Origin of the sequence: Pseudomonas sp. PAMC 29040 (genome assembly GCF_003994535.1) — a bacterium.
Lineage (GTDB): Bacteria > Pseudomonadota > Gammaproteobacteria > Pseudomonadales > Pseudomonadaceae > Aquipseudomonas > Aquipseudomonas paraversuta.
In genome coordinates this window covers 19,895-45,335 of the sequence record NZ_RZAA01000008.1, presented here as the reverse complement: position 1 = coordinate 45,335, position 25,441 = coordinate 19,895, and the positions used below count along the sequence as shown (strand labels likewise).

The 25,441-nt window shown below is 57.6% G+C and carries 21 protein-coding genes and 1 tRNA gene; 3 read left to right on the top strand and 19 right to left on the bottom strand.

Annotated features, from left to right (window positions below; all coding sequences use genetic code 11):
• Nucleotides 1–45 precede the first annotated feature (45 nt).
• From WG29040_RS15625 to rpsU, 7 genes are all read right to left on the bottom strand, one after another.
• The gene (locus WG29040_RS15625) at nucleotides 46–840 is read right to left on the bottom strand and encodes a carbon-nitrogen hydrolase family protein (protein WP_003444520.1); all 795 of its coding nucleotides are present in this window, start codon (nucleotides 838–840) and stop codon (nucleotides 46–48) included.
• 97 nt (nucleotides 841–937) lie between these two features.
• A complete protein-coding gene (locus WG29040_RS15620) occupies nucleotides 938–2,620 on the bottom strand; it encodes an NAD(P)/FAD-dependent oxidoreductase (protein WP_127196503.1) in 1,683 nt (560 codons plus the stop codon).
• Between the two features lie 168 nt (nucleotides 2,621–2,788).
• Nucleotides 2,789–3,241 carry an Lrp/AsnC family transcriptional regulator gene (locus WG29040_RS15615; protein WP_010656665.1) on the bottom strand — a complete coding sequence of 151 codons (453 nt, stop codon included), beginning with the start codon at nucleotides 3,239–3,241 and terminating at the stop codon, nucleotides 2,789–2,791.
• Between the two features lie 201 nt (nucleotides 3,242–3,442).
• A tRNA-Ile gene (locus WG29040_RS15610) sits at nucleotides 3,443–3,519 on the bottom strand.
• Nucleotides 3,520–3,867: 348 nt separating this feature from the next.
• Nucleotides 3,868–5,715, bottom strand: a complete 1,848-nt coding sequence (rpoD, locus tag WG29040_RS15605) for an RNA polymerase sigma factor RpoD (protein WP_003444517.1) — start codon at nucleotides 5,713–5,715, stop codon at nucleotides 3,868–3,870.
• A gap of 67 nt (nucleotides 5,716–5,782) precedes the next feature.
• Nucleotides 5,783–7,747: a DNA primase gene (gene dnaG, locus WG29040_RS15600; RefSeq protein WP_127196502.1), complete on the bottom strand. Its 1,965-nt coding sequence runs from the start codon at nucleotides 7,745–7,747 to the stop codon at nucleotides 5,783–5,785.
• A gap of 473 nt (nucleotides 7,748–8,220) precedes the next feature.
• Entirely contained in the window at nucleotides 8,221–8,436 is a 216-nt protein-coding gene (gene rpsU / locus WG29040_RS15595) for a 30S ribosomal protein S21 (protein ID WP_002551877.1), read from the bottom strand.
• A 198-nt stretch (nucleotides 8,437–8,634) separates the two neighbouring features.
• On the opposite strand from rpsU, the gene tsaD reads away from it, so the two are divergent.
• On the top strand, nucleotides 8,635–9,660 hold the full coding sequence (gene tsaD, locus WG29040_RS15590) for a tRNA (adenosine(37)-N6)-threonylcarbamoyltransferase complex transferase subunit TsaD (protein ID WP_003444515.1): 1,026 nt from the start codon (nucleotides 8,635–8,637) through the stop codon (nucleotides 9,658–9,660).
• 55 nt (nucleotides 9,661–9,715) lie between these two features.
• On the opposite strand, the gene plsY is transcribed toward tsaD, so the two are convergent.
• A complete protein-coding gene (plsY, locus tag WG29040_RS15585; RefSeq protein ID WP_003444514.1) occupies nucleotides 9,716–10,285 on the bottom strand; it encodes a glycerol-3-phosphate 1-O-acyltransferase PlsY in 570 nt (189 codons plus the stop codon).
• A 74-nt stretch (nucleotides 10,286–10,359) separates the two neighbouring features.
• Between plsY and folB the strand changes: the two genes are divergently transcribed.
• On the top strand, nucleotides 10,360–10,713 hold the full coding sequence (gene folB / locus WG29040_RS15580; RefSeq protein ID WP_003444513.1) for a dihydroneopterin aldolase: 354 nt from the start codon (nucleotides 10,360–10,362) through the stop codon (nucleotides 10,711–10,713).
• Nucleotides 10,704–11,228, top strand: coding sequence for a 2-amino-4-hydroxy-6-hydroxymethyldihydropteridine diphosphokinase (gene folK, locus WG29040_RS15575; protein ID WP_127196501.1), 525 nt, complete (start codon nucleotides 10,704–10,706; stop codon nucleotides 11,226–11,228). The genes folB and folK overlap by 10 nt, the downstream gene beginning before the upstream one ends.
• Before the next feature lie 100 nt (nucleotides 11,229–11,328).
• Here folK and WG29040_RS15570 read toward each other — a convergent pair whose 3' ends face one another.
• From WG29040_RS15570 to WG29040_RS15520, 11 genes are all read right to left on the bottom strand, one after another.
• Entirely contained in the window at nucleotides 11,329–12,558 is a 1,230-nt protein-coding gene (locus WG29040_RS15570) for a multifunctional CCA addition/repair protein (protein WP_010656649.1), read from the bottom strand.
• Between the two features lie 60 nt (nucleotides 12,559–12,618).
• Nucleotides 12,619–14,181 (bottom strand): SpoVR family protein, encoded by a 1,563-nt coding sequence (locus WG29040_RS15565; RefSeq protein ID WP_003444510.1) that lies wholly within the window; start codon nucleotides 14,179–14,181, stop codon nucleotides 12,619–12,621.
• On the bottom strand, nucleotides 14,178–15,452 hold the full coding sequence (locus WG29040_RS15560; protein WP_003444506.1) for a YeaH/YhbH family protein: 1,275 nt from the start codon (nucleotides 15,450–15,452) through the stop codon (nucleotides 14,178–14,180). Before WG29040_RS15560 ends, WG29040_RS15565 begins: the two co-directional genes overlap by 4 nt.
• A gap of 101 nt (nucleotides 15,453–15,553) precedes the next feature.
• Entirely contained in the window at nucleotides 15,554–17,476 is a 1,923-nt protein-coding gene (locus WG29040_RS15555) for a PrkA family serine protein kinase (RefSeq protein WP_003444505.1), read from the bottom strand.
• Nucleotides 17,477–17,774: 298 nt separating this feature from the next.
• Nucleotides 17,775–18,104 carry a thiosulfate sulfurtransferase GlpE gene (gene glpE, locus WG29040_RS15550; protein WP_003444504.1) on the bottom strand — a complete coding sequence of 110 codons (330 nt, stop codon included), beginning with the start codon at nucleotides 18,102–18,104 and terminating at the stop codon, nucleotides 17,775–17,777.
• Nucleotides 18,105–18,136: 32 nt separating this feature from the next.
• Complete coding sequence (locus WG29040_RS15545) at nucleotides 18,137–19,018, bottom strand: symmetrical bis(5'-nucleosyl)-tetraphosphatase (RefSeq protein WP_003444503.1); 882 nt, start codon at nucleotides 19,016–19,018, stop codon at nucleotides 18,137–18,139.
• On the bottom strand, nucleotides 19,018–19,398 hold the full coding sequence (apaG, locus tag WG29040_RS15540; protein ID WP_003444502.1) for a Co2+/Mg2+ efflux protein ApaG: 381 nt from the start codon (nucleotides 19,396–19,398) through the stop codon (nucleotides 19,018–19,020). The genes WG29040_RS15545 and apaG overlap by 1 nt, the downstream gene beginning before the upstream one ends.
• Nucleotides 19,399–19,558: 160 nt before the next feature.
• Complete coding sequence (gene rsmA / locus WG29040_RS15535; RefSeq protein ID WP_003444501.1) at nucleotides 19,559–20,377, bottom strand: 16S rRNA (adenine(1518)-N(6)/adenine(1519)-N(6))-dimethyltransferase RsmA; 819 nt, start codon at nucleotides 20,375–20,377, stop codon at nucleotides 19,559–19,561.
• Nucleotides 20,374–21,363, bottom strand: a complete 990-nt coding sequence (pdxA, locus tag WG29040_RS15530; RefSeq protein ID WP_127196500.1) for a 4-hydroxythreonine-4-phosphate dehydrogenase PdxA — start codon at nucleotides 21,361–21,363, stop codon at nucleotides 20,374–20,376. Before pdxA ends, rsmA begins: the two co-directional genes overlap by 4 nt.
• Nucleotides 21,360–22,700 (bottom strand): peptidylprolyl isomerase SurA, encoded by a 1,341-nt coding sequence (gene surA, locus WG29040_RS15525; protein WP_177412985.1) that lies wholly within the window; start codon nucleotides 22,698–22,700, stop codon nucleotides 21,360–21,362. The genes pdxA and surA overlap by 4 nt, the downstream gene beginning before the upstream one ends.
• The gene (locus tag WG29040_RS15520; protein ID WP_003444498.1) at nucleotides 22,675–25,422 is read right to left on the bottom strand and encodes an LPS-assembly protein LptD; all 2,748 of its coding nucleotides are present in this window, start codon (nucleotides 25,420–25,422) and stop codon (nucleotides 22,675–22,677) included. The genes surA and WG29040_RS15520 overlap by 26 nt, the downstream gene beginning before the upstream one ends.
• Between the last annotated feature and the right edge of the window lie 19 nt (nucleotides 25,423–25,441).

The window sequence follows — 25,441 nt, the reverse complement described above, 5'->3', positions numbered from 1 at the left end:
CACTTCCGGAACAGAGAAGCGCTCATGCTAGCGGATTACGGGCAATTAGCGCTTGGTCAGCTCGTTGTAAAGTTCTGGGCGGCGATCGGCGAGGTAGGAATTGGCGGTTTTGGCAGCCAGCAGTTGCGGGTGTTCGAGGGTCGCAGCAATCAAGGTTTCGTCCTGTTTGGCCAGGGCAACCTGCCGGCCGTTGGGGGCGGCGATACTGCTTTGACCACAGTAATGGATATTTCCTTCATGCCCGCAATAGTTGGCGTAAGCCACGAAGCACTGGTTTTCGAAGGCGCGGCAGCGCACGGTGACATCGGCGATAAAGTCGTAGGGCACCATGTTGGCAGTGGGCACCACAATCAGTTCTGCACCGGCCAGGGCCAGACGCCGGGCATTTTCCGGGAACTCCAGGTCATAGCAAATCAGCAGGCCGAGCTTCCAGCCATTGAGCTCGACAACCGGGAACGCATCGGGACCCTGGCTGAACATGGAGTGATCGAGTTCACCGAACAGATGGGTCTTGCGGTAGTTGCACAGGCTTTTGCCATGGGCATCGATCAACTGCACGCTGTTATAGATGTGCCCGTCGGCGCCGCGCTCGGGGTAGCCGTACACGATCGCCTTGTTGGTGGTTTTGGCCAGCTCGGCAATTTGCTGCGCAGCGTCGCCGTCGTGGGTCTGTGCGAGTTCGGCCACGGCCCTGGCGCCGATGTTGTAGCCCGTGAGGAACATTTCGGGCAGCACCAGCAAGTCGACATCTTTGGATTGCCGCGCGATATTGCCTAAGCGCTGCAGGTTGCCCGCGACATCCAGCGGCAGGGGCGGGCATTGATAAAGGGCGACGCGCATGGGGTTCTCCGGTGTAAGTGCTGACTGTTTGTGGCGGTGACTTCCATAACCCTTGGGTCAGCCAGACTCAAGGGTCATGGGAGTATCACGGCGGTGTTCAGTCCGGAAGGGCGATCGGGCCGATTTCATGGAATACATCGCCTGGCCCCGGGTTCTCGGCATGGGTGCTGCCGCCGAAGTGGGTCATGATGCCCCATACCGCATTCAATGAGGTCTGCACCGCGCCTTCCACCCAGGCGGGGGTCCAGGACACATCATCGCCGGCAATGAAGATTCCGCGCTGCTCGTCGGGTAAATCCTGCTGCATGAAGTGTGCATACATGCGCTGGTTGTAGCGATAGTGCCCTGGCAGCGCCCCTTTGAAGGCGCCAAGGAAGTGCGGATCGGCTTCCCAGGACACGGTGATCGGGTCACCAATGATGCGGCTGGCGATATCCACCTTGGGGTAGATTTTCCTCAGCGAGTCGAGCGCCAGTTTCACGCGCTTTTCTACGGGGTGTGGCAGCATTTTCAGTGCATCGCTCATCCACGAATACGACAGGCAGATGACCCCCGGCTTGTTGTCGCCGTTATCAAACAGGTAGGTGCCACGGGTCAGGCGATCGGTGAGGGTCATGCTCATCAGGTCGCGGCCGGTCTCCGGGTCTTTGTCTTTCCAGAACGGGCGGTCGACCATGACAAAAGTTTTCGAGGACTGCATGTAGCGTGTGCGGTCCAGGGCCATCCACACTTTTTGCGAGAACAGCGATTCTTCGCATTCGATCTGGGTGGTCAGCAGCCAGCTTTGGCAGGTGATCAAAATGGCTGCATGGGAGCGCACTACACCGAGGTTGTCGGTGACGCAGAACTGTCCGTCAGATGCGCGGGAGATGGCTTTGACCCCGGTGCGCGGGGCACCGTTGTGCAAAGAGCTGAGGCTGGTGCCCTCGGGCCAGTGGGCGCAGCGCTCGGGTGCATGACGCCAGATACCCAGCGGGACTTGCTCAACTCCGCCAACCACCAAGTGTTGATGGTCGTCACAGTTGGTCATCACGACACGAAAGATCTCGAGCATCGAATTCGGGAAGTCGGAGTCCCATCCGCCGGTGCCAAAGCCGACCTGGCCAAATACCTCACGGTGCTGGAACGACAGTTTGGCGAAGGCTTTTGACGTGGCAACAAAGTCGTAGAACGTGCGGTCGTCCCACAGCGGAACCAGAGTGTTCCACAGCTCTTTGAGGCGAGGTACGTCACGGTCGCGGATGGCTTGCTGAATATCACCAAAGCGCGAACCTGACTCAAGGGCATCGGCCCAGGCGTCGGCGACTTCCTGGAACAGTGCAGGCAAGTCCGCCATTTTCTGTGCGTAGAAAGTCTGGCCTTCGAGGTCGATAACGGTGCTGCCCGACGCGGGCGTCAATGGGTTGGGGAACGGTTTGGTTTCCAGTCCCAGCTTGTCGACGTAGTGGTAAAACGCGGTCGAGGACACCGGGAAACGCATGCCGCCCAGCTCGGCGATCACCCCTTCACTGCCTTCAAAGGCCTGCGAGCGCAGGCGTCCACCCATCTTTGAGGCTTCATACACTACGGGTTTGAGGCCCAGCTTCATCAGCTCGTATGCCGCTACCATTCCGGCCATGCCGGCGCCGACGATCGCGACTTCGGTCCCCAGCTTGTCGGCCGGGATACTGCCCAGGCCTGCCGGGTGTTCAATCCAGTCATCAAAGGCAAACGGAAAGTCCGGGCCGAAGATGGTGATGGGTTTTTTTCCGTCGATGGGGTGGCGATTATTCTTGTTCATGGCTGACCTGCTGGCGACCCGCGTTTAACGCTGAGTATAGGAAAAGACAGGCACCATGATAGGGAGCGCAGAACACGTTAATAAGGCGCAATGTGTCGTCGTTATGACTGTTTATTGGTCAATGTGACGAATATGGACTGCATATTGTTGTGTAGGACGGTTGAAAAGTTACCCGCGGTCGACTTTGCTGCTGAGAATGATCGAGGTGGTAGTTTTTTCAACACCTTCGACATTGCCAATCTGATCCAGCAATTGATCCAGCTGCTCGGGAGAGTCGCTGCGAAGCCAGGCCACATAATCGAACTCGCCACTGACTGCACACAGTTGCTGGACCTGGGCCATGGCGCTCAGGCGTCTGACTACCTCTTTGCCCGCGCGCGGCTGCACGGTGATGCCTACATAGGCCTGAAGTCCGCCATCAATCAGTCGCTGGCCCAGGCGAACGCCATAGCCGGTAATCACTCCTGTTTTCTCCAGTCGTGCCAGCCGCGAGGTCACCGTGGTGCGCGCGATCCCCAGCTGGCGAGCCAGCATTGCCACGCTTTCGCGGGCATTGAGTTGCAGGGCCCCGATCAATTGGCGGTCGGTTTCATCCAGCGCGGGCGGGTGGGCATCAGACAAGGGAGGGCTCCTGTGGCATTGGTGACGCGGGTGGTCATGGTACATGGCCTGACGGCTCGTGGTTGCAGGCGCCATAGATCAGCCTGTTGTTTTAAGCGCCCGGGACTTTCAGATGGCGGAAGAAGTGTTGGCCGCAGGCGAGCCAGCGCTGCTGCGCTGGAGCCAGAAACACGAAAGCCGCGCAGTGCGCGGCTTTGAGTATGGTGGGCCCAGTAGGACTCGAACCTACGACCAAGGGATTATGAGTCCCCTGCTCTAACCAACTGAGCTATAGGCCCTCAGTAGGTCGCGGATTATAACGATGGTTTCTCGTGAGTGCTATCCGAAAAATCTGAAATAGAGGCGTGAACAATGGTCTCTGCGATTTTTTGCGGTTTGCGCCGTGCTGGCGATGCGGGTCTGTATCCGTTCGCAGCTTTGTGCGGCAAGAAAATCCTGTTGAGCCCAGGTCTCGGCACTCGTCGCTAATGATGGTTTTGTCGGGGGGGGGGGGGCTTCGCAGGCAGGGGGCAAGAGGTTGCAGTCGTGGAGTGGTCTGCGTACGTGACATGCGCCTGGCAGGCGAAAGAACGGGGAGGGCAGGTTGCTATAAAGCAAAACCCCCGGCAGGGCCGGGGGTTTTGGTATCACTCGTCGAGGAAGGAGCGCAGATGCTCGCTTCTCGTCGGGTGGCGCAGCTTGCGCAACGCCTTGGCTTCGATCTGACGAATCCGTTCACGGGTAACGTCGAACTGCTTACCAACCTCCTCAAGGGTGTGGTCGGTATTCATGTCGATGCCGAAGCGCATGCGCAGTACTTTGGCTTCACGTGCGGTGAGGCCGGAGAGTACGTCGCGTGTCGCTTCTTTAAGGCTCTCAACGGTGGCTACATCGATTGGCGACTGCATGGTCGAGTCTTCGATGAAGTCGCCCAGATGGGAGTCTTCGTCATCACCGATCGGGGTTTCCATGGAGATCGGCTCTTTAGCGATCTTCAATACCTTGCGGATTTTATCCTCAGGCATTTCCATGCGTTCGCCCAGCTCTTCCGGGGTCGGTTCACGACCCATTTCCTGCAGCATCTGGCGGGAAATGCGGTTGAGCTTGTTGATCGTCTCGATCATGTGCACCGGAATACGGATGGTGCGGGCCTGGTCGGCGATCGAGCGAGTGATCGCCTGACGGATCCACCAGGTGGCATAAGTCGAGAATTTGTAGCCGCGGCGGTATTCAAACTTGTCTACCGCTTTCATCAAGCCGATGTTGCCTTCCTGGATCAAGTCGAGGAACTGCAAGCCACGGTTGGTGTACTTCTTGGCGATGGAGATCACCAGACGCAAGTTGGCTTCAACCATCTCTTTCTTCGCGCGGCGGGCCTTGGCCTCACCGATCGACATGCGACGGTTGATGTCCTTGATCTCGGCAATCTTCAAGCCGGTTTCAGCTTCCAGTGCAGACAGCTTCTGCTGGCAACGGATGATGTCCGGTTGCAGGCGACCAATGGCTTCAGCGTATTTGCTTTTGCCTTTGGCCAGCGCGTCGCTCCAGCTTTCGTCGACTTCGTTACCCGGGAACAGGCGCAGGAAGTCGGTGCGCGGCATGCGTGCATCACGTACACACAGCTGCATGATGGCGCGCTCTTGTGCACGCAGACGCTCCAGGGCGCTACGAACACGCTCAACCAGGCCTTCGAATTGCTTCGGGACCAGTTTGATCGGCATGAACAGCTCAGCCAGTGCAACCAGCTCGGCAATTGCCTGCTTGCTGCCGCGACCGTGCTTTTTCAGTGCCTTGCGAGCGATTTCCATCTGATCGGAAACGGCGCCGAAACGCTGAGCCGCGATGATCGGGTCAGGGCCGCTTTCGACCTCTTCCTCTTCTTCGGTGGACTCTTCCTTTTCGTCCTCTTCGTCGTCACCTTCGGCTTTCACCTTTGGGTCGACAGGAGGCGGTACTTCGGCTGCGGGCGGCGCAATACCGTCGTCCGGGTCGATATAACCGCTCAGAACGTCGGACAGGCGGCCACCTTCGGTGGTGACGCGAGTGTACTCGGAGAGAATATGGTCAACCGTGCCAGGGAAGTGCGCAATTGCGCCCATCACTTCGCGGATGCCTTCTTCGATACGCTTGGCGATTTCGATTTCGCCTTCACGTGTCAGCAGTTCTACCGTGCCCATTTCACGCATATACATGCGTACAGGGTCGGTAGTACGACCAATGTCGGTCTCTACTGCCGCCAACGCGGCAGCTGCTTCTTCAGCAGCTGCTTCGTCGGTGTCAGCATCGGCCAACATAAGGGCGTCCGCATCCGGAGCACTCTCGTGTACGGGGATCCCCATGTCATTAATCATGCGGATGATGTCTTCCACTTGCTCCGGATCTGAAATATCTTCGGGCAGGTGGTCGTTGACCTCTGCGTAAGTCAGATACTTCTGCTCACGGCCGAGGGTGATCAACTCTTTGATACGAGACTGCTGTTGCGCTTTTCCGGACATAACACCCTATCCACTGAAGGTCTTGGCGGGCAAAAAACAAGCCGAGGATTATACCTTAGCTATGACCTCACGCGCCAGTTGAGGTCGGGTTTGATGCGGGATTATTGCGACTTAGAAGGTCGCGTAACTGATTTTTCTCCTCGGTACTGAGCTCGCCTTGACGTGCTTTTCGAAGAAGTTGCTCCAGATTTCGCTCGCGTTGGCGAGCTGACAGGCTAGTTATAGTGTCGAAAAACTGTTGTTCAAGGTTGTCGGCATCAATTAACCATTCCTTTTCCAGCAATCTTTGCAATAAACGACCCTGTTCAGTCCCGTGCCAACGGGATAACAACTGAATAGAGCTTAGCTTAGGATTTTTCTGTACGGCCTCGACCAGAGCGATCAGCAGTTGATTATTAGTCTGGTCTTCTGCGGCAAAGTGCCCGGCATCTTCAACTTTCGCAGCCAGTTGCGGGTGATGCAGCAGTGTGCGCAGGGCGGCCAGGGTTGGTGGCTCGACCGCTGCCGGGATGCGTGGCCCGCGGGGCTGGTCATTGTCGCCGCCGCGCTTGGATTTTTTGTCCCAGGGCTTGTTTTCCCACTTCTTGCCGCCAGCGCCAGGTTTTTTCGGCGTCCACTCCTGTTGGGGGAGGTAGGTGTCCGGTTGCTGGAAGTCGCTGTAGTCAGGCATGCCGTCGTAATCAATGCCCGGGTCATAAGCAGGTTGCGCCTGCGCCTTTGTGGGTGCGTTCTGCGCCAGCTGGCTGACGGTTTCACTGGTGAGACCGGTTATCTCGCTCAGGCGTTGGCGCATCAGGGTCCGCAGGTTGGCCCCCGGAACTTTATCGATCAGCGGTGCTGCCAGGGTTGCCATGTGGGCCTTGCCTTCAAGCGAGCGCGGGTCGGACTCTTCTGTCAGTTGCTGGAAGAAATAATCGGCCAGCGGCTGTGCATGCTGGTTGATACGCGCCTTGAAGGCGTCAGTGCCTTCGGAACGCACCAGCGTGTCCGGATCTTCGCCTTCGGGCAGGAACAGGAAGCGCGCGCGACGACCGTCCTGCAGGCAAGGCAGGGTCGCCTCCAGTGCGCGCCAGGCAGCATTGCGGCCGGCCTGGTCACCGTCAAAGCAGAACAGGACGCTGGGCACCACGCGGAACAGGCGCTTCATGTGTTCTTCGCTGGTTGCCGTGCCGAGTGTGGCCACGGCATTGCGCAGGCCTTGCTGGGCGAGAGCGATAACATCCATGTAGCCTTCGACGACGATGATTTCGTCGAGGCTGCGGTTGAATTTGCGCGCTTCGAACAGCCCGTACAGTTCCTGGCCTTTATGGAAGACCGGGGTTTCGGGGGAGTTCAGGTATTTTGGTTTGTCGTCGCCCAGTACCCGGCCGCCGAAAGCAATGATGCGGCCACGACTGTCGCGGATCGGAAACATGACTCGATCGCGAAAGCGGTCATAGCGTTTGCCGGTTTCGGCATTTTCGACCAGCAGGCCGGCGTCGATCATGGCCTTTTGTTGCAGCGTGTCGCTGCTCAGGTGCTTGTACAGGTTATCCCAGCCGGGCGGGGCGAAGCCCAGTCCGAAGTCGCGGGCTATTTCGCCGGTCAGGCCGCGTCCCTTCAGGTAGTCCACGGCCGCTTTGCGTGCCGGATGGCCTTTTAGGGCCTGGCGATAAAAGTCGGCTGCGGCTGTCAGAAGCGGGTAGAGCGGAGAGTCGGTGGGCTGCCTTGGCTTGTGTGGGCGGCCGCTTTCTTCCCGGGGGATTTCCATGCCCGCGGCTTTGGCCAGTTCCTCTACAGCCTGGGGGAAGTCCAGGTTGTCGTGGTCCATGATAAAGCCGAGGGCATTGCCTCCTGCGCCGCATCCGAAGCAGTAATAGAACTGTTTGTCGGGGCTGACGCTGAAGGATGGTGTTTTTTCTTTGTGGAAGGGGCAGCAGGCGGTGTAGTTCTTGCCGGCTTTCTTCATTTGCACGCGTGAGCTGACGACATCGACGATATCGGTACGGTTAAGAAGGTCGTCAATGAAGCTCTGGGGGATTAACCCGGCCATGGCGTTCTCGTCATCTCTGCGCAGAAATTAACCCGCATGAGGGCTTGGTCGTCGTACGTGCAGGCAAGTGTGCTGCCAGATCGCGGGACGTCTGCTCAATCATGTTGGGGGAGTGTATCTGTCGAAACGTCACTGATTTATTTTTAATCAGGGTAAATGGCTTCGATAGGTGTCGCGCTCTGAGTCCGGCATTGACCAATGGCTGGTCTCGGATAGCTCATAAGCAGGTACTGGAGAGGTACCTTGGGCTGATCGTCTTTGGGAAAATCAGAGGGGTGTGCTCGTCGGTAGCCTTGGAAGGCTCGTCAGTAAAGACGTGCACCGCTGGCTATTAGGCCAGGTCTGACGTGATGTAGCGTTTTGTCGCGGTCGCATCTGCGGCCTTGACAATAAAACATGTAACTAAAGCTGCAACTGCCTACGGCCCGGCTTTAGGCCGGGCTTGGCAGAAGCGTGCTTCGAACGTCTGTGTATTAGTACAGACGAACGGCGCGGCGCTGCTCGCGCTGAACTTTCTTCGCGTGACGCTTAACAGCAGCTGCTGCTTTACGCTTACGCTCAGAAGTCGGCTTCTCGTAAAATTCGCGGCTGCGAACTTCAGCCAGAACACCGGCTTTTTCGCAGGAGCGCTTGAAACGACGCAGAGCTACGTCGAAGGGTTCGTTCTCTTTTACTTTGACGGCTGGCATCCAGAGCTACCTTCATTCATTACCGGGGTCAACGTCTCAAGGCAAAATCGCGTTGGAAGACGTCGGTTTTTAAGGGTTGCGGATGTTAACCCCTCATCGCCCGGAATGCAAAGCCTCTGATCGAAAACCGCTGGCCGGGGGCGGGAGTGGCGACTATTATGCGCGCCTTCGAATTTAGCCTCTACAAGGCGTAAACCCATGCTAGTACTGGGATTAGAAACCTCCTGCGACGAGACCGGCGTCGCGCTTTACGACAGTGAACGCGGGCTTTTGGCCGACGCACTGTTCAGTCAGATCGACTTGCACCGCGCTTATGGCGGTGTGGTTCCGGAGCTGGCTTCAAGGGATCACGTCAAGCGCATGCTGCCCTTGATTCGTCAGGTGCTGGCTGAGGCTGGCTGTGTGCCTACAGAGATTGATGCGATCGCCTACACGGCAGGGCCTGGATTGGTCGGAGCCCTTCTGGTTGGGGCTTCATGTGCCCAGGCGCTGGCGTTTGCCTGGGGGATTCCGGCCTTGGGTGTGCACCACATGGAGGGCCATTTGTTGGCTCCAATGCTGGAAGAGCAGCCCCCGGAATTCCCGTTCGTCGCTTTGTTGGTGTCGGGCGGTCATACGCAGTTGGTGCGTGTGGATGGCATCGGCCAATACGAGTTGTTGGGCGAGACCCTGGACGACGCGGCCGGAGAAGCATTCGACAAGACGGCGAAGATGATGGGGCTCAACTACCCTGGCGGCCCTGAGATTGCGCGACTGGCCGCTCAGGGCGTTGCGGGGCGGTTTGTGTTCCCCAGGCCCATGACTGACCGTCCGGGGCTGCAATTCAGTTTCAGCGGTCTTAAAACCTTTGCCTTGAATACCTGGCAGCGCTGTGTGGCGGCTGGTGATGACACAGAGCAGACCCGTTGCGATATCTCTCTGGCGTTCCAGCAGGCGGTGGTCGAGACATTGACCATCAAGTGCAAGCGGGCTTTGAAGCACGCAGGCATGAAGCGTCTGGTGATTGCGGGCGGGGTCAGTGCCAATAAGGCGCTGCGGGTTTCGCTCGAAAAAATGCTCGGCGAAATGAATGGCAATGTTTACTACGCTCGACCGGAGTTTTGTACGGACAACGGCGCAATGATTGCCTTTGCCGGCTGCCAGCGGTTGCAGGCAGGTCAGCATGAAAGCCTGGCGATCAGTGTGCAGGCGCGCTGGCCGATGGAGCAATTGAAGCCGCTGTGAGTGCGGGGCGTAAGGCATGAGTCGGTGTTGCGTGAGCGTATTTCATGCGCGCTATTCAGAAATGCCGTTCGCGCCCGGCCATCAGGTCGCGTAAATTGCTGCGGTGGCGCCATACAATCAGCGCCGTCAAGGCGCACATGGGCAGCAGGGCAGCAGGCTCTTGCCAGGCCAGCAATGGCAGGGTCAGGGGTGTGGCTATCAACGCTGCCAGTGAGCTGGTGCGGCTTAGCTGGAAGGTCAGTAGCCATGCGGCAACGGCCAGCAGGGCGGCAGGCGGGTAGAGTCCCACCAGCATGCCTGCGGCAGTGGCAACGCCTTTGCCGCCGCGAAAGCGGAAATACAGCGGGTACATGTGGCCGAAGACGGCGCAGATACCGATCCAGGCTTGTTGCTGGAGCGGGAGACCGAGCTGGTTGGCCAAAAGTACAGGCAGCAAGCCTTTGCACAGGTCGCCGAGCAGAGTCAGGACGGCGAGCTTTTTGCCGGCAAGGCGCAACATATTGGTCGCGCCGGCATTGCCCGAGCCACTCATTCGCGGGTCGGGATTTCCCGTCAGGCGGCTGAGCAAAATGGCGAAGGACAGAGAGCCAAGCAGGTAGGCGAAAATCGCCAGTAACCAAAACATGCTAACTATTCCGGGCGAGGACGCCCTGATTCTAACGGCGCATTGCGCCCTTGTCGTGCTGCGGAGAAAAGTGCTTGGACAGAGTGTTTATCGAAGGCCTGGAAGTTGACACCGTGATCGGTGCTTATGACTGGGAGCGTGGCATCCGCCAGTGCTTGCGGCTTGACCTGAGTTTCGCGTGGGATAATCGCCCGGCTGCGGCCGGTGATGACCTGACGCTGGCCCTGGATTACGCGAGTGTTTCTTCGCGAATCCAGGCATTTGCCGAGGCGGCTCAGTTCCAGTTGGTGGAGACTTTTGCTGAGCGTCTGGCCGAAGTGCTGATGACTGAATTCAATATTCCGTGGTTGCATCTGAAGCTGACCAAGCCCGGCGCCGTTTCGGCGGCCACCGGTGTGGGCGTGGAGATTGAGCGCGGATGTCGCTAACTCAGGTTTTCCTCGGGCTGGGCAGTAATGTCGAGCGTGAAAAGCATTTGTGCGCCGGGCTTGACGCCCTTGCTGGATTTTTGCAGGACATGAGCTGTTCTGCAGTGTTTGAAAGTCAGCCGGTGGGCATCAGGAGCGGGCCTTTTTTCAACCTGGTGGTGTCGGCAAAAACTGACTTTCCGCTGGCTGAACTAAGTCGACGTTTGAAGTTGATCGAGGCGGATAGCGGACGTTATGCCCAAGATCGCAAAGGTTTGCCTTTGGATATCGACGTGTTGTTTTACGGTGATCTGGAAGGCAACTTTGATGGCTTGATTTTGCCCCGTGCAGAGATTCTCAAAAATGCTTTTGTCTTGTGGCCCTTATCGTTGATAGCGCCAGACAAGGTGCATCCGGGCGTGGGCAAGACTCTGGCTCAGATGTGGGCAGAAGCACAGATCGATCAAGTTCTGGCGCCTGCAGCATTTGAATGGCGGGGGGAGCAGTTGACCCCGGTCGGGATGCTTTTGCCTTAGTAGTCGCTGGTGCAGGCTGCGATGGGTTGCCTGGCGACCCTGCTGTGAAGGTCCTTCGGCCCTTGGCGCAGCCTGCGCCATCGACTACAAGAACGATGTCTCAGGCTTTTGCTGATTCTTTGTAGGCTTGCAGCGCCTTTAGCCGTTCGTGCTTTAGCGCTTCCCCGAGTTCAGGGCCTTTGAAACCCTGCTCAAGTAAAGGCTGGACGGCCACGGCCTGGGCAGCCTTGGCAGCTCCGCGCAGGTAATCGGCCTGTGGATACGGGCGATTCTCCAGTCCCAGGCGCCCTTTGGCGTCCATCTCGCAGGCTACGATAAACTCCTCAAAACGCTGCGGTCGACGATATACGTCAAAGCGCTGCAGCAGTTCCAGTAGCGTTGATGCCTTGAGTTCCAGAGCGCGGTGGCCGTGGGTGTGATATTCGCCCACAAGGAGTGCCAGTTCCTGACAGTCGCGCGGCACTTTGTAGCGCTCGTTGACCGCTTTGATCAGGCGCAGCCCTTTGTGCTCGTGGGCAATGTGTCTTGGCCAGTCCTTTTCAGGTGTAAGCCCTTTGCCCAGATCATGCAGCAGGCAGGCCCAGCGCACGGTCAGTGGCTGATTGTGCAGGGCTGCCTGCTCAAGCACGCTCAAGGTGTGTACGCCGCTGTCGATCTCCGGGTGATGTGCAGCAGGCTGGGGTACACCAAACAGGGCATTGATCTCCGGTAGCAGCACTTCCAGAGCCTCGCAGCTGCGCAGTACTTCCAGGAATACCTGAGGCTGATCTTCCATCAGGGCCCGGGAGATTTCTTTCCAGCAACGCTCCGGGGTCAGCGCTTGCAGTTCGCCTGAGCGAGACAGTTGGCGCATCAGCTCCAGGGTCTCGGGTGCGATGCTGAAACCGAGTCCGGCATAGCGCGCGGCGAACCGGGCAACTCGCAATACCCGGAGGGGATCTTCGGCGAATGCGGGTGAAACATGGCGTAAAATCCGCGCCTCCAGATCGCGCTGACCATGGAAAGGGTCGGTCAAATTGCCTGAGTCATCCTCAGCCATTGCGTTGATGGTCAGGTCGCGCCGGATCAGGTCTTGTTCAAGGGTAATGTCGGGGCTTGCATGAAAGATGAAGCCGCCATAGCCCTGGCCGCTTTTGCGCTCTGTGCGGGCCAGTGCGTATTCCTCCCCGGTTACAGGGTGAAGAAATACCGGAAAGTCCGAGCCCACGGGGCGAAACCCTTTGCTGAGCATTTGTTCGACTGTTGCGCCGACCACTACCCAATCGATATCAGTGACGGGCTTGCCCAGCAGGCGATCCCTTACGGCACCGCCAACTTTATAAATCTGCATAAAAAACCTCCGTTAGCACGACAGGATAACGCTTGCGCCGTGAGAACGGAGGTTCCCGTGTTACAGGTGAATGGCGCTCATATCCAAACGCCCGTAGTCAGAGTCTGAATGTTCTCCTTTTGGCGGGACATGGTGGACTTTCATGACCTGGTCGCCTTGAAGGGTTTCAAGATGAATATCGAACCCCCACAGGCGATGCAGGTGTTTGAGCACTTCGTCAGTGGAGTCGCCCAGGGGTTTGCGGTCATGTTGCTGGTGACGCAGGGTCAGCGAGCGATCGCCGCGGCGGTCGATGCTCCAGATTTGCACGTTGGGTTCACGATTGCCCAGGTTGTACTGAGCCGCCAGGGTTTCACGAATGGTGCGGTAGCCGTTCTCGTCATGAATGGCAGGTACTAGCAGGTCGTCCTTTTGATCATCGTCCATGATGCTGAACAGTTTCAGGTCGCGGATGACCTTGGGTGACAGGTATTGCAGGATGAAACTTTCGTCCTTGAAGCTGCTCATGGCGAATTTGATGCTCGATAGCCAGTCGCTGCCAGCCATGTCCGGGAACCAGTGGCGGTCCTCGTCAGTTGGATGTTCGCAAATGCGCCGGATGTCGCAATACATTGCAAAACCCAGTGCGTAGGGGTTGATCCCGCTGTAGTGAGGGCTGTCAAAGCCTGGCTGGAACACCACGCTGGTATGGGAGATGAGGAACTCCATCATAAAGCCCTCGGTAACCAGCCCTTCATCGTAGAGGTCGTTCATCAAGGTGTAGTGCCAGAACGTCGCCCAGCCCTCGTTCATTACCTGGGTTTGTCGTTGTGGATAAAAGTACTGGGCAATCTTGCGCACGATGCGTACGACTTCACGCTGCCAGGGCTCGAGCAGGGGAGCGTGTTTTTCGATGAAGTACAGGATGTTTTCCTGGGGCTCGTCGGGGAATCGTGCGCTGTCCTTTTCGCTGAACTTGTCTGCACCTTTGGGAATGGTGCGCCACAGATCATTGATCTGTTTTTGCAGGTGCTCTTCACGGTCCTTCTGCCGCCGACGTTCTTCTTCGGCTGAAATCGGATAAGGCCGTTTGTAACGATCAACGCCGTAGTTCATCAGGGCGTGGCAGGAGTCGAGCAGGTCTTCAACGGCATCGATACCGTGGCGCTCTTCGCATTGCATGATGTACTGCTTGGCGAACACCAGATAGTCAATGATCGAACTGGCATCGGTCCAGGTGCGAAACAGGTAGTTACCCTTGAAGAAGCTGTTATGGCCATAGCAGGCATGGGCCACCACCAGGGCCTGCATGCAGATGGTGTTTTCTTCCATCAGATAGGCGATGCATGGATCTGAGTTGATCACGATCTCGTAGGCGAGTCCCATCTGGCCGCGGCTATAGGACTTTTCGGTGCTCAAGAAATGTTTGCCGTAGGACCAATGGTGGTAGCCCAGCGGCATGCCCACAGAGGCATAGGCATCCATCATTTGCTCGGCGGTAATCACCTCGATCTGGTTGGGGTAGGTATCCAGGGCATAGCGTTCGGCCAGGCGGCCGATTTCGCGGTCGTAAGCCTGGATCAGTTCAAAGGTCCACTCGGAGCCAGTGGAAATGGGATGGCGTTTATTCTCTTTGGCGGTCATGTCACTAACCTGCGCTGGAAGAGTTCACGGAAGACCGGATAGATGTCGCCGGCCGAGACCAGTTGCTGTTGGGCGAAGGTATCTGAATACGCTTCGCTGATACGTTCGTACTCGTACCAGAGGGCCTGATGTTCGCGCGGGGTTATTTCTACATAAGTGTAGTACTGCACGAACGGCATGATCTGATTGATCAGAATATCCCGGCAAATGGGTGAATCATCGTTCCAGTTATCGCCGTCTGAAGCCTGCGCTGCATAGATATTCCACTCATTTGTGGGATAGCGCTCAGCCATGATTTCCTGCATCAGTTTGAGTGCGCTGGAAACAATGGTGCCGCCGGTCTCCCTCGAATAGAAAAACTCCTCTTCATCAACCTCCCGTGCACTGGTGTGATGGCGAATAAACACTACGTCAATCTTGTCGTAGTTACGCTTCAGGAACAGGTACAGCAGGATGAAAAAACGCTTGGCGATGTCCTTGGTGGCTTGGGTCATGGAGCCGGAAACGTCCATCAGGCAGAACATGACGGCCTTCGAACTGGGGTTGGGTTGCTTGACCAGCAAGTTGTACTTGAGGTCAAAGGTGTCGAGGAATGGCACGCGATGGATGCGTGCGCTGAGTTTCTCGATTTCAGCCTCTACTACCTTGATATCGCCGAAGTTGTCCGGTTCTTCGCGCTTCAGTCGTTCAAGTTCGGCTTTGGCTTCCTTGAGTTTTTTCCGGCTGCTGCCGGACAGGGCAATACGCCGTGCGTGAGCCGAGCGCAGGGTGCGAATGATGTTGATGCGCGACGGGTTGCCTTCGTTGCTGATGCCCGCACGCACCGTTTTAAAGGTGTCGGTGCCCGTAAGGTTGCGTTTGACCAGGTTGGGCAGTTCGAGGTCTTCGAACATGAATTCCAGAAACTCTTCCTGGGTGATTTGAAACACGAACTCATCCATGCCTTCGCCGGAGTTGCCTGCCTTGCCGGGGCCGCCACCCCCTCCCGCGCCACCTTGTGGGCGTTGAATGTGTTCGCCGCTGGTGAACTCCTTGTTGCCAGGGTGCACCACCGTTTGCTTGCCACCGCGGCCGTGGTGAAGCACCGGCTCATCGATATCGCGGCCGGGAATGCTGATTTGTTCGCCATGTTCCATGTCGGTAATGGAACGGCGGCCCACGGCCTCTTCTACGGCCTTCTTGATGTGGTCACGGTAACGCCGCAGGAAACGCTGGCGGTTCACCGTGCTCTTGTTCTTGCCATTGAGGCGTCGGTCGATCACATAGCTCATTAGGCCCTCCGGGCAGCTTCAAGTTGTGAGCTGCAAGCTGCAAGTCGAAGCGGTAGCGCGTACTTCTTCTTGCAGCTTGAGGCTAGAGGCTTACAGCTGCCTCACTGCGACTTTCTGACCCGCAGGTACCACTCGGAGAGAAGCCGTACTTGTTTGTCGGTGTAGCCACGTTCGACCATTCGAGTAACGAAGTCGTTGTGCTTTTGTTGATCCTCTTTGCTTGCCTTGGCGTTGAAGCTGATAACCGGAAGCAGGTCCTCGGTGTTTGAGAACATTTTTTTCTCGATAACCACCCGCAGTTTCTCGTAGCTGAGCCAGGTCGGGTTTTTGCCGTTGTTGTTGGCGCGGGCCCGCAGTACGAAGTTGACGATTTCGTTGCGGAAATCTTTCGGGTTGCTGATGCCGGCCGGTTTTTCGATTTTCTCCAGCTCCTCGTTGAGGGCTACGCGATTGAGGATTTCTCCGGTCTCCGGATCGCGGTATTCCTGATCCTGAATCCAGAAGTCTGCGTAGAGCACATAGCGGTCGAAGATGTTTTGCCCGTATTCGCTGTAGGACTCCAGATAAGCGGTCTGGATTTCTTTGCCGATGAATTCAATGTAACGCGGTGCCAGGTACTCCTTGAGGAAGCGCAGATAACGCTCGCGGGTTTCCGCCTGGAACTGCTCTTGCTCGATCTGTTGCTCCAGGACATAGAGCAGGTGCACTGGGTTGGCTGCAATTTCGTGCGGGTCGAAGTTGAAGACCTTGGACAGGATCTTGAAGGCGAAACGGGTGGAAAGGCCATTCATGCCTTCATCGACGCCTGCGCTGTCGCGGTATTCCTGGATCGATTTGGCTTTCGGGTCGGTGTCTTTAAGATTTTCACCGTCGTAGACCCGCATTTTCGAGTAAATGTTCGAGTTTTCCGGCTCTTTAAGACGCGACAGAACCGTGAACTGGGCAAGCATTTTCAGGGTGTCGGGCGCGCAGTGGGCTTTGGCCAGCGAGCTGTTGAACAACAGTTTGTCGTAGATCTTCACCTCGTCACTGACGCGCAGGCAGTACGGAACCTTGACGATGTAGATCCGGTCGATAAACGCTTCGTTGTTCTTGTTGTTGCGGAAGGTATGCCACTCTGACTCGTTGGAGTGGGCCAGCAGGATGCCGGTAAACGGGATCGCGCCCAGACCTTCGGTACTGTTGTAGTTGCCCTCTTGGGTTGCGGTCAGCAAGGGGTGCAGGACCTTGATCGGCGCCTTGAACATCTCCACGAATTCCATCAGGCCCTGGTTGGCCCGGCACAGTGCGCCTGAATAGCTATAGGCATCGGCGTCGTTCTGTGGGTACTCCTCGAGTTTGCGGATATCGACTTTGCCCACCAGTGCCGAAATGTCCTGGTTGTTCTCGTCTCCCGGCTCGGTTTTGGCCACGGCGATCTGATTGAGAATCGAAGGATAGAGCTTCACCACGCGGAACTGGCTGATGTCGCCACCAAATTCGGCCAGGCGCTTGGTTGCCCACGGCGACATGATGGTGCTCAGGTAGCGTTTCGGGATGCCGAAGTCTTCTTCGAGAATTGCGCCGTCTTCGGTGGCATTGAACAGCCCCAGTGGCGATTCAAAGACCGGCGAGCCCTTGATTGCATAAAAGGGGACTTTCTCGATCAGTTGCTTCAGTTTTTCTGCCAGCGATGATTTACCGCCGCCCACCGGGCCCAGCAGATAGAGAATTTGTTTTTTCTCTTCCAGGCCCTGCGCAGCGTGGCGGAAGTAGGAAACGATCTGGTCGATGCATTCTTCCATTCCGTGGAAGTCTTCAAAGGCCGGATAGCGGCGAATCACTTTGTTGGAGAAGATTCGCGACAGGCGAGAGTTGTTGGAGGTGTCCAGCAGTTCCGGTTCACCAATGGCCAGCAGCAGCCTTTCAGCGGCAGAGGCGTAAGCGCTTTTGTCTTGTTTGCACAGTTCAAGATATTCCTGAAGGGTCAGTTCTTCTTGGCGTGTGGATTCAAAGCGTTGTTGGAAGTGGCTAAAAATACTCATGACGTCACCTCGCTCGATACGTGGAGCCGGCGATAGATCGGTCAGTTCGAGTGCTGGCATGCAGCAGCATTTCAGCTGCTGTGTACCCCCCAGGACACCATCAAGGTGGTTAACTCCTTGAACTTACTACTGATAATCCATACGCCGGAGTACCGGCTCTCCCCAGATTCGGATGGCCTGATCTAAAGGATAGTTGGTAATCGGAGAGGTCAAGGCGCGATGCGAGATTTGTTACGTTCGACCGTTGGTCAGGCAGGGCGCCAGCCCGCGGATAACGGGGGCTGGCGCTGATAAAAAATTATTCTGCGGGGAGCTGGGAGGTTTCTTGCGGATAAGTCGCACGCCACAACTCGAAACCGCCATCAAGGCTGTACACCTCGCTAAAGCCCTGGCTCACCAGATAAGCAGCAGCGCTCTGGCTGGAGTTGCCGTGATAGCAAGCAACGATCAGAGGGGCATCGAGATCGGCGTGGGTGATGAAATCGTGCAGCGAGTGGTTATCCAGATGTTTCGCACCGCTGATGTGGCTGGCAGCGAAAGCCTGCGGGTCGCGGACATCGACCACCACGGCGCCTTTTTCGCGCAAGGCCTGTGCTTGTTCGGGCGGGATACGTTTGAATTCGGTCATGGAGGATTCCTGTGGCCTGACTGCGGGCGCGGCTAGACGGCGCCCAAGGGTTGGGAAGGTTGGTCGGGGAGCGCGATGGTCGAGTGGGCTGCAAGGCCAAGGTCGTCGCAATCACAGCTGAGGCGCTGGCCAGAGTCGACGTTGAGCAGGGTCATGGCTCCTCCCCAGACACAGCCGGTGTCGAGGGCGAAAATCCCGGGCTCCTTGCAGTTGCCTTCAAGTGCCGCCCAATGACCAAAGATGATCTTCAGGTCCTGGGTCTTGCGTTCTTTATAGCTGAACCACGGGGCATAGCCGGGGGGAGCGCTGCCCACGCCTTCTTTGCTTTTGAGGTCGAGTTTCCCGTCGCGGGTACAAAAACGCATACGGGTGAAATAGTTGGTTATCACCCGCAGACGGGCGACACCGGTGAGGTCGTTGTCCCACTTGGCAGGTTCGTTGCCGTACATGCCATCCAGATAGGGGCCAAGCAGGTTGTCGTCACGCAAAGCGTGTTCGACTTCGCTGGCGCACTTCAGGGCCTTTTTCAGGCTCCATTGCGGCGGTATTCCTGCATGTACGAGGGCGACGTTGCGTTCGGCATCGTAATGCAGCAAAGGTTGCTGGCGCAGCCAGGACAGCAGTTCATCGCAATCGGGAGCTTGCAGAATTTCACGCAGCGTATCGCCTTTCTTCAGACGCTCGATATTGTGCGCGGCGGCCAGCAAGTGCAGGTCATGGTTGCCCAGTACGCACACCAGCGATTCGCGGATGCGGTATAGAAAGCGCAGCGTTTCCAGCGATTCGGGGCCACGGTTTACCAGGTCACCCACCAGCCACAGTTTGTCTTTGGCAGGATCGAAAGCTACGCGTTCCAGCAGGCACCTGAGTGGCTGCAGGCAGCCTTGCAGGTCGCCAACGGCGTACACCGGCATCAGTGCAGTGCCCCGGGCACGGCGAGGCGGAAAGGGGCAATGATGGCTTTGAACTCGTGACCATCTTCGGCATGCATCAGATAGCTGCCTTGCATGGTGCCGACTTTGGTGGTGATCACCGAGCCGCTGCTATAGACATGCTGCCCGTCCGGCTCGATCAATGGCTGCAGACCGACTACGCCAGCGCCACGGACTTCTTCGACATGACCGTCGCCATCGGTGATCACCCAATGCCGGGACAACAGCTTCGCGGCTATCGATCCCTTGTTGTGCACCGTAATGGTGTAAGCAAAGGCGAAGCGCTGAAGTTCAGGTTGGGATTGTTCTGGCAGGTAACGCGTGACGACGTTGACGTCGACCAGATAGCGGGGATCGGGCATGCGAGAGGCCTTACTTGAAAGCGTAGACACAGTTCGGGATAAAACTGATGCCTGAGTCTAGGCCAAGTAATGGTGACTAGGCCAGCCGGTTAAGGCGTGGCAGCTGCAGGAGTCGCCGGTTGACGCTCCTGCACAGGCCTGGCACTTGGCCCGGAGATGATCAGTCTTTTTCTGGGCTTGCCACAGCTTGTTCGCTGAGTACGTCGGCCAGGCGCACAAAGGCGGCGAGGTCGAGTTGCTCTGGACGCAAGCTGCCGTCAACACCAGCCGCTTCGATCTCGGCGTTGCTGAGCAAGGCCTTGAGGGTGTTGCGCAGGGTTTTGCGGCGCTGGTTGAAGGCTTCCCGAACCACGCGCTCAAGCAGGCGATGGTCTTTGGCCGGGTGTGGCAGCACTTCGTGTGGCACCAGGCGGACAATTGCCGAATCTACTTTAGGCGGCGGATTGAACGCGCCTGGACCTACGTTGAACAGGTGTTCCACGCGGCAGTGATACTGAACCATGATTGACAGACGGCCCCAATCGCCACCGCCCGGGCCGGCAGCCATGCGCTCAACCACTTCTTTTTGCAGCATGAAGTGCATGTCACGGATCAGGCCGGCATTTTTCAGCAGGTGAAAAATCAGCGGAGTGGAGATGTTGTACGGCAGGTTGCCGACAACCCGCAGGGTGCGTGGTGCAGCGCCCAGGCTGTTGAAATCGAACTTCAGGGCATCGCCCTGGTGCAGGGTGAAGTTGCTCATGCCTGCGAATTGTTGCTTGAGGATCGGGATCAGGTCTTTGTCGAGCTCCACGACATCAAGCTGGCCGCCACTGTTAAGGATGCCTTTGGTCAGGGCGCCCTGTCCCGGACCGATTTCCAGCAAACGGTCAGTAGGCTTGGCGTTGATGGCGCGCAGGATACGGTCAATGACACCCGCATCGTGCAGGAAGTTCTGGCCAAAACGCTTACGCGCCTTGTGTTGGAATTGCTCGTTCATATACGGGTCTCGGACATCTGATAGGCGGTTTCCAGCGCGACTTGCAGGCTGCCGGTATCGATCTTGCCGCTGCCTGCCAGATCCAGGGCGGTGCCATGGTCGACAGAGGTGCGGATGATCGGCAAGCCCAGGGTGATGTTGACAGCGGCACCAAACCCTTTGTATTTCAGTACGGGCAGGCCTTGGTCGTGGTACATCGCCAGCACTGCATCGCAGTGCTCCAGATATTTGGGGGTAAACAGAGTGTCGGCGGGCAGCGGGCCATGCAAATCCATACCTTCGCTGCGCAGGCGCTCCAGAGTTGGTTCAATAATGTCGATTTCTTCATGGCCCAAATGGCCGCCTTCGCCGGCGTGGGGGTTGAGCCCACAAACCAGGATGCGGGGCCGGGCAATGCCGAATTTTTGTTGCAGGTCGGCGTGCAGAATGCGGGCAACCCGCATCAGTCGCTCAGGGGTGATTGCGTCGCTCACCTGGCGCAGGGGCAGGTGAGTGGTAACCAGGGCTACGCGCAGGCCGTGCGTGGCGAGCATCATCACAACCTGCCCGGTGTGGGTCAGGTCTGCGAGGAATTCAGTGTGACCGGAAAATGGAATCCCGGCCTCATTGATGATGCCCTTGTGTACAGGGGCGGTAATCATGCCCGCGAAGTGCCCGTCGACACAGCCCTGGGCAGCCCGGGTCAGGGTTTGCAGGACAAACCCGGCGTTGGCTTTGTCCAGTGTGCCGGCAATTACCTTCGCTTTCAGCGGGGTATCCCACACATACAGGCTGCCTGCAGGGGCTGGCTGATCAGGCCAGTTGTCCGGGTTCACCGGCAGCAGGTTGACAGCCACGCCCAGTTGCACGGCTCGCTCAAGGAGCAGGTCGTGGCTGGTAATGGCAATCAGGGGGTGCGGCTGGCGTTGTGAGGCGAGTAGCAGGCACAGGTCTGGACCTATGCCTGCCGGCTCGCCGGGTGTCAGTGCAAAACGCTGTGTTTTCACTGCGCTGCCTGGTTTCCGCTCTCTTGCGAGGTGGCGCCAGGAAGTTTGATCTCTACATAGGCTTCGTCACGGATCTGACGCAACCAGGTTTGCAGCTCTTCGTCGTACTTGCGGTTACGCAGTGCGTTCATTGCTTGCTGTTCACGGGCCTGGGTGGTGCTGTCGGTGGCGCGGCGGCCAAGGACTTCCAGAACATGCCAGCCGTATTGAGTCTGGAACGGCTTGGACAATACGCCCTGGGGCGTGTCGGCCATGGCCTCACGGAACTCGGGTACCAGAGAGTCCGGATTGACCCAGTTCAGGTCGCCGCCGTTAAGGGCAGAACCCGGATCCTCGGAGTAAGTTTTGGCCAGGGTGGCAAAATCTTCGCCCGACGTGATGCGCTCGTAGATTTTGTTGATCAGTTCCTTGGTCTGCGCTTCGCTACGGATTTCGCTCGGCTTGATCAGGATGTGACGAACATGGACTTCGTCCACCACCACGGTTTCGCCGCCGCGTTTGCCGTTGAGCTTGAGGATGATAAAGCCGCCCGGTGTACGTACCGGAGGCGTCACTTCTCCTACTGGCATTTTGCTCAGCATGCTGTCGAACGGTGGTGGCAATTGAGCGGCTTTACGCCAGCCCATGTCGCCGCCTTCCAGTGCGGTATCGCTGCCGGAGCGGGCGATGGCCATTTGACCGAAGTCGGCGCCTTTCTTGAGCTGGTTGTAGATCTCTTCAGCCTGTTTGTAAGCCGTCTGGACTGCTTCCGAATTCGCGCTTTCCGGCGTTGGAATCAGAATATTGGCCAGATTGAATTCTTCGGACATTTGCATTGCGCCCATAGGCGATGCGAGGAAGTTCTTCACTTCCTGTTCCGTCACCTGAATGCGCTCGCCCACACGACGCTGGCGCACACGGCTGATGATCATCTCGCGACGAACCTGCTCGCGGGCATCTTCATAGGACAGGCCGTCGTGAGCCAGTGCCTGGCGGAACTGGTCAATGGTCATGTTATTGCGCTGGGCAATGGTGCCAATGGCCTGGTTCAGCTCTTCATCCGTGATCCGGATGCCTGAGCGTTCGCCGAGCTGCAGTTGCAGGTTTTCGACGATCAGACGCTCAAGTACTTGCTGATCCAGAACGCTGGCAGGCGGCACGCCCTGGCCACGCTTGGCAATGGTCTGCTGAACCTCGTGGACACGCTGGTCCAGCTGGCTCTGCATGATCACGTCGTTGTCGACGATGGCCACAACCCGGTCAAGGGGTTGTACTGCAGCGTGTACTGCAGTACCCAGAAACAACGCGCCCAGCACTAGCGGGCGCAGACACTCAGAAAGCTTGATCTTCACGTTCACGATAACCTTGGATGCCTTTGTCGAGGAAGCTCTCTACTTTGGTGCCGACTACGCCACCGAGACCTTTCAACACAACTTGGAGGAAGAGACCATGATCGCCCTTCTCGTTTTGAGGGGCTTCTTGGGTGTACTCGTCGTTGGATACCCAATAACGGCTGATCAGACGAAGCTTCCAGCAGCAGTTGTCGTATTCAAAGCCACCGAAGGCTTCCAGAGTACGGTTGCGGTTGTAGTCGTACTGCCAGCGGCTGATGGCGCTCCACTGCGGCACGATCGGCCAGATAACCGAGAAGTCGTGCTGCTGGATCTTGTAGTAATCCTTGATGTAACCGTTTTGCCCCGGGGTCAGGTAATCACCGCCCATTTGCCATTTGCCGGTGTACTGGTTGTAAATCACCTGGTCGTTGCGATAGCGATAGCCCAGGTTGACCACCTTGTTCGGGTTGTCTTCAGGCTGGTAGTGCATCATCGCGCTGCCGGAACGCGGGCTGCGGGTTTCCGGATCCCAGTTGTAGTCGGCAGTGGCGCGCCAGTCGCGGTTGAAGCGATAGGCGTATTCCAGAGCATAAGGCGAGACGCTGGAAGTTGAATCCTTGCGATCGTCGGCAATGCCCGGCAATTGAACCTTGCGATCCTGGAAATAATACGCCTGGCCGATGCTGACACGCTGGCGCTCAAAGCCGTTGTCTTCGATCCAGCGGCTGGTCAGACCCAGCGACAGCTTGTTCTCGTCGCCCACGCGGTCGGAACCGCTGAACCGGTTGTCACGCCACAGCGAGGAATAGCTGAAGGTGTTTTCGCTGGTGTCGAAAACAGGAATGTCTTCCTGATTGCGCTCAGGGACATACAGATAGAAAGCGCGCGGTTCCAGGGTCTGGCGGTAGTTGGTGCCGAACCAGTTGGTATTGCGGTCGAAATACAGGCCGCTATCGACGCTGGCAATAGGCACGCTACGGTTTTGCGAGCTCTTGTAGTCCTCACCGGCGAGCAAGGTACTTTTGCCCTGGCTATCCAGATCAAGATCGTACTGGGTGTACATGTACTTCAGGGTTGGAGTCACAAAGCCGTAGCTTGACGTCATCGGCAGGCTCATGCTCGGCGCCAGATTCAGACGTGTGCCGTTGGCTCGTGCCAGACCAACAATATTGTTGTCGAGTCGCGGGGCAGTAGTGCCGTCTTCGTTGGTGTAATTACCGTTTTCCAGACTGCGCTCAAACCGCACCAGTTCGGAGCCGTAGCTGAAGTTCACGCCGCCAGGGTGAAACGGCAGCGCACCGTCGAGGGTGAGTTGCGGCAACTTGTTGTAAGGCGTGACCTGGGTAACAGTGGCCAGTTGATAGGCCTGGGCATTCAACCGGGCGGTGTAGCTGTCGCCCCGATAGCTGACGGCAGCTTGCTGGTTCAGGTAGTCGCGGTTTTCGACGCCGATCTGATCAGTTTGCAGATCCTGGAAGTAATACGGATCGCTGATCTTGGTGTAGTCGACTTCTGTCAGTACCCGCGAATCCAGGCCACCCTTGTGCTGCCAGTTAAGCATGTAGCGCTTGTCGGAGTAGTCGGTTTGACCCTTGCGCTTGGTGTCGTCGTCGTTGAGGTAAGCGGCGCCGAACTGCCCTTCGCTGGACTCGGTCAGGTAGCGGAACTCGCCTTCCATCAACAGGCCGCGCTTGGTCATGTAGCGCGGGTACAACGTGGCATCGTAGTTCGGCGCCAGGTTGAAGTAGTACGGGGTCACGAGCGTAAAGCCGGTGTCGGTGCTGCTGCTGAAGGACGGCGGCAGGAAACCGGACTGGCGGCGATCGTCGATCGGGAAATAGATGTACGGGGTGTAGAAGATCGGGATGTCTTTAACCCGCAACGTCACGTTGGTCGCCGTACCGAAACCGGTGGCAGGGTTCAGCGTGATGTTGTTGCCCTTGAGCTGCCAGGCGTTGCTGCTCGGCTCGCACGTGGTGTAAGTACCATCCTTGAGACGGATGATGGCGTCTTCGGCGCGCTTGGCATACAGCGCGCTGCCGCGGATGCGCGACTTGTGCAAAACGTATTCGGCGTTGTCGACCTTGGCCGCACCGGTGTCCAGCTGCACATCGGCGTGGTCGCCAACGATCAGTGCACCGTTGTCCCGCAGACGGACATTGCCATTGAGTTCGCCACGGCTTTCAGCCTGATACAGGCTGGCCTCGTCGGCCTCGACCTGCATGCTGCCCTGACGCATGACGACATCGCCGGCCAGGGTCGCGACCTGTTCTTCCTGCTGATAGCGGGAAGCTTTAGCGCCAACAAAGGTCGGGGCATCGCTTTTACTGGTGGGGTCGTTCATGCCCGGACGGATGGGCTCGACGTACGAGCCGGAGCAATAAGGTCCGGTTTCGGCCAGTTGCGCCGGTGTCAGCTTCTCCCGGGGCACCCAGTCCAGGTGGCTGTAGTCGGCGCTGCGCGCGCTCAGCCCACGGCCCTTGGCTTCAGTAACCAGCGGGATGGGCGCGACTTGCTCGCTGGCCTCACCGCTGGCTTCTGCCAGGACACCCTGGTGCGCCGGACGCGGCGGCAATTGCGCGGCGTTGGTTTTTGGCGTGCAATCCCAGCCACCCGTAGCCGACACGGAACAGTCATACTGTTCCTCGGCAACAGCGAACGGCATGGCTAGAGGTTGCATGGCCAGCAAACTGCCGGTTACCAGCAACGGAAATTTTTTACGAAACGCGGGGGATTTCAATGCCATCTTATTAGTCCGGGCTTCC